Genomic DNA, 3,785 nt, shown 5'->3' on the forward strand with positions numbered 1-3,785 from the left:
AATTGCCGTGGTCGTCGGTCCGCGCATCGGGATTTCCAAGGCGATGGAGATGCCCTGGCGCTTCGGCCTCGCCGGCTCACGCTTCGTCAGCCGGCCGTTTCGCGCGGTGTAGCGACAGGTCGAGGCCGCATCCCGGCTCGCGGGTGCCTTGCTTCGCCACGGCTGAAGCGTTCAGCCGCGCAGGCGAGGCATCAAACGCGACTGCACGGCCACGTTTCGGCTCGCGGGTGCCTTGCTTCGCAACGGCTGCCGCGTTCAGCCGCGCAGGCGAGGCATCAGCCCAGCATCTCGATCGCCCAGCCCTCGGCCTCGGCCAGCCTGCGCAGGGCTGCATCGGGACGCACGGCGACCGGGTCGCTGACCGCCTGCAGCAGTGGCAGATCGTTGAAGGAGTCGCTGTAGAACCAGCTGCGCTCGAAATCGTCGAGGCGCCGGCCGCTGGCCAGCAGCCATGCCTGCAACCGGGTGAGCTTGTGCTCGCGGTAACAGGGCAGTCCGTCGATCTCGCCGGTCAGCGTGCCGTTGGCATCGACCGCGGCCTCGGTGGCGAGCAGGTGCTCGATGCCGAAGCCGTGCGCGTAGCGCTCGGCGATGAAGCGCGTGGTTGCGGTGACGACGCAGCACAGGTCGCCCGCTGCCCGATGACGCTCGACCAAGGCGTGCGCAGCGATGGGCAGCGTCGGCCCGAGTGCTGTGCGGAAAGCATCCAGCAAAGCCTCGAGTTCCTCGCGCGGCAGGCGCCCGAGCGGTGCAACCATCGTGCGGTGCAGGGCGTGGATGTCGAGCGCCCCCGTCACGTAGAGCTTGCACTCCTCGAGGTAGATCGATTCGAACTCGGGGCCGAGCACGCCGCGCGCGATCAGGAAGCGCGTCCACGCCATGCCGCTGTCGAAGGGGATCAGCGTGTGGTCGAGGTCGAAGAGTGTGAGTCGCATGGATCGGTCCGCAAGGGGTAGCGCCGATTCTCGGGCGCCTCAGGCTTGTTTCTCTGCGAGCAACGCCGCCACTGTGCCGCGCAGCGCATTGCACACGACGATGCTCTCGGCGAGCCGCAGATCGGTGAGGCTCAGGCTGCGCTCGGTGGCGGCCCACGATGCGTCGTCCAGCAGCACGGCGCGCATCACACCGGGCAGGGCGCCGTCGGCCAACGTTGGCGTGAACCAGCGGCCGTCCAGGCGCACGAACACCGTGCTGCGGCCGCCCTCGACGAGGTGGCCGTCGGCGGTGAAGAAGAGCGTGTCGAACGCGCCTTCGGCTTCGGCCGCCGCGACACCGTCGTTGTAGTCCGCGCGCTGGGTGGTCTTGTGGCCGGCCAGCGGCCGAGCGTGCGGCAGCGGCTCGGTGGCGATGCGCAGGCGCACCGGGCCGTCCGGCAGCGCCATCAACGGCGCGTTGGTGAGCGCGACGCTGCCGCTCGCATCCAGCTCCAGGCGCAGTCGCGCCGGGCCGCCGGGCGGCAGGGTGGGAAGCTGCGCCTGGATGCGCGCCTTCACCAGTTCGGGGTCGCAGGCGAACCCCAGCGCTTGCGCGCTGGCTGCCAGGCGCGCGAGGTGCCGGTCGAGATGGCGCACGCCGTGCTCACGGCTGGCGTGCATGGTTTCGATGAGCGCGAAGCCCGGGTCCAGTGCGGTGAGGAAGCGGCCCTTGAGCCGGCACTCGGCGTACTCGTCCTCGGCCTCGCTGTCGAGCACGATGCCCGCGCCGATGCCGAGTCGGCCGGGGCGCACGCCGTTGTTCAATGGGCCCAGCGTGAGCGTGCGGATCGCCACCGACAGGCAGGTGTCGCCGCAGCTCGCGCCGGCCGCGGGCGCATCGACCCAGCCGATCGCGCCGCAATAAAGCCCGCGCGGCGTCGTCTCCAGCTGCTCGATCAGCTCCATCGTGTGGTGCTTGGGTGCGCCGGTGATCGAGCCGCAGGGAAAGCTGGCGCGCAGCAGATCGGGAAAGCCGATGCCGGGGACGAGTTCGGCCTCGACGGTCGAGGTCATCTGGAACACGGTGGCGTGCGATTCGATCTCGAACAGCTCGGGCACCTTGACCGAGCCCACGCGCGCGATGCGGCCGAGGTCGTTGCGCAGCAGGTCCACGATCATCAGGTTCTCGGCGCGGTTCTTGGTGTCCAGGCTCAGGTGGCGCGCGGTTTCGCTGTCGCCCTCGAACACGTTGCGGCGCGGCGCGGTGCCCTTCATCGGCTTGGCGGTGAGGTGGCCGTCCTGGTGGCGAATGAAGAGCTCGGGCGAGCACGAGAGCACGTGCGTGGGCGCGCCGGGCGTGTCGCTCGCGGGCAATGCGATGAAGGCGCCGAAGGGTACCGGCTGGCGCGCGCGCAATCGACGGTACAGCGCTGCCGGCGTGCCGTAGGCGGCGAAGTCGAGCCGGTAGGTGTAGTTGACCTGGTAGGTCTCACCGGCGCGGATGGCTTCGTGGATGCGGCCGATCGCTTCGTGAAAGGCGGTGCGGTCCACGCTCGCCTGCACGTTCAACGCGCCCGCCGGGCCGGGCTCGGTGCTGCCTTCCTGCTCAGTCAGCCAGAGCGCGACGGCGCCGGCAGAAAGATGCCGCAGATTGTGGAACAGCAGCACGCGCAAGGCGGCGGACTCGCAGCCGGCGCGCTCGCCGGCGCCGAGCAGCTTGTTGCCCCATTCGTAGTCGGCCAGCAGCACCGCGTGCAGGCCGGCCCGCTGGTCGGCTTCGACTTCGGCCCACACAGCGTGGAGCTTGGCTGGGTCGGTGCAACGGCGCTCGTGTGCGTAGCCGGTGTAGAGCCGGCTGGTGGGGTGCTCGTCGGTCGCGTTGCGGTCGTCGAGGAGGGCGAAGGCGGTTGCCTGCATGAGGGTTCGGTGCTGCGCCTCGACGTCTTCACCCCGGGGCCGATTCAGCTCCAGTCATCCATGTCGTGTCTGATCTTGTGCCGGTTGGCGATCAGTTCCTCCACGCTCGGCTCGTTGTTCAACGCCCGCTTGATCGCCAGCTTCGTCGCCTCGTGGTTCGTGCGGTACATGTCCTTCCTGTCCAGGTTCGGATCCTTTGCGCAGCGCGGATCGATCCACACCAGGCTGATGATGCACAGATCGTTCGCCACTTCCTTCGGAATCGTGCCGTCGATCAAACAATCGACCACCGCGTCGGCCGTGGCCGACTGCACCACGCCGCCGAACAGGTCGATGTTGGCGCTGTCTTTCAGCGTCACCTTGGGCACGATCATGGTGGCCGGGCGCACGAGCTGATTGCAGGCGCGGATCGCGAACATGGCGGTGTGGCCCTTGCTCTGCGCCATCATGTTCGCGAAGGCCGCCCCCACCGGGCCATCGGTGCGGCCGATGAGGATTTCGGGCATGGCGTCGGTGAACTGGCCGTCGGCGGCGAGCACCGTGGCTTCACCGGCGTGGAAGGTGTAGGTCTTGCTCATGGTTCAAGGCGGTTGGGTGGACTGGAATGCGAGGTTGCACGAAAGACGCGAGGCTGGCTCGGGTCGGTGATGAATGAAAAATGCCGGGTTCGGCTCAGTGGCTCAGCGGCACAACAGCACTTCGCCTTTGCCGCCCGCCCCGAGGTCGCCGAGGTAGCGCTCCGGCCGCCGTGCGGCAAGGCCGGCAAAGGCGCCGCCGTGGCGGGCCAGGCTTGTCGCCAGCAGATGCCAGAACACGGCGACCGAGGTATCGTTGGGCACGAAGGTCGCAGGCAGTTTCGGCACCGCGCCGGCGCAGACGACGCTGCCGCGCCGCATGCCGTAGCCGACGTGCGCGCCGACGCGGCCTGCCACCGCGATGCTGCCGGCCACCATG

General features: G+C 69.0%; 3 protein-coding genes and 2 pseudogenes. 1 reads left to right on the forward strand and 4 read right to left on the reverse strand.

Features of this window, described 5'->3' with window-relative positions; translation table 11 throughout:
- Nucleotides 1–112 (forward strand): annotated as a pseudogene (locus tag H0W38_RS18585) (DNA-3-methyladenine glycosylase); the annotation flags it as partial.
- Nucleotides 113–275: 163 nt separating this feature from the next.
- Here the strand turns inward: H0W38_RS18585 and H0W38_RS18590 are convergent.
- The 4 genes and pseudogenes from H0W38_RS18590 to H0W38_RS18605 all read right to left on the reverse strand — a co-directional run.
- The gene (locus H0W38_RS18590; protein WP_292456899.1) at nucleotides 276–935 is read right to left on the reverse strand and encodes an HAD family phosphatase; all 660 of its coding nucleotides are present in this window, start codon (nucleotides 933–935) and stop codon (nucleotides 276–278) included.
- Between the two features lie 39 nt (nucleotides 936–974).
- On the reverse strand, nucleotides 975–2,831 hold the full coding sequence (locus tag H0W38_RS18595; protein ID WP_292456901.1) for a bifunctional anthranilate synthase component I family protein/class IV aminotransferase: 1,857 nt from the start codon (nucleotides 2,829–2,831) through the stop codon (nucleotides 975–977).
- A gap of 44 nt (nucleotides 2,832–2,875) precedes the next feature.
- A complete protein-coding gene (gene fae / locus H0W38_RS18600; protein WP_292456903.1) occupies nucleotides 2,876–3,409 on the reverse strand; it encodes a formaldehyde-activating enzyme in 534 nt (177 codons plus the stop codon).
- A 102-nt stretch (nucleotides 3,410–3,511) separates the two neighbouring features.
- A pseudogene (locus H0W38_RS18605) lies at nucleotides 3,512–3,785 on the reverse strand (formylmethanofuran dehydrogenase subunit C); the annotation flags it as partial.

Source organism: Methylibium sp. (assembly GCF_013817365.1).
Taxonomy (GTDB): Bacteria; Pseudomonadota; Gammaproteobacteria; order Burkholderiales; family Burkholderiaceae_C; genus Methylibium.

Coding starts and splice junctions, on each gene's coding strand:
- H0W38_RS18590 (WP_292456899.1), bottom strand. CDS start 935: ATGCGACTCACACTCTTCGACCTCGACCACACGCTGATCCCCTTCGAC.
- H0W38_RS18595 (WP_292456901.1), bottom strand. CDS start 2,831: ATGCAGGCAACCGCCTTCGCCCTCCTCGACGACCGCAACGCGACCGAC.
- fae (WP_292456903.1), bottom strand. CDS start 3,409: ATGAGCAAGACCTACACCTTCCACGCCGGTGAAGCCACGGTGCTCGCC.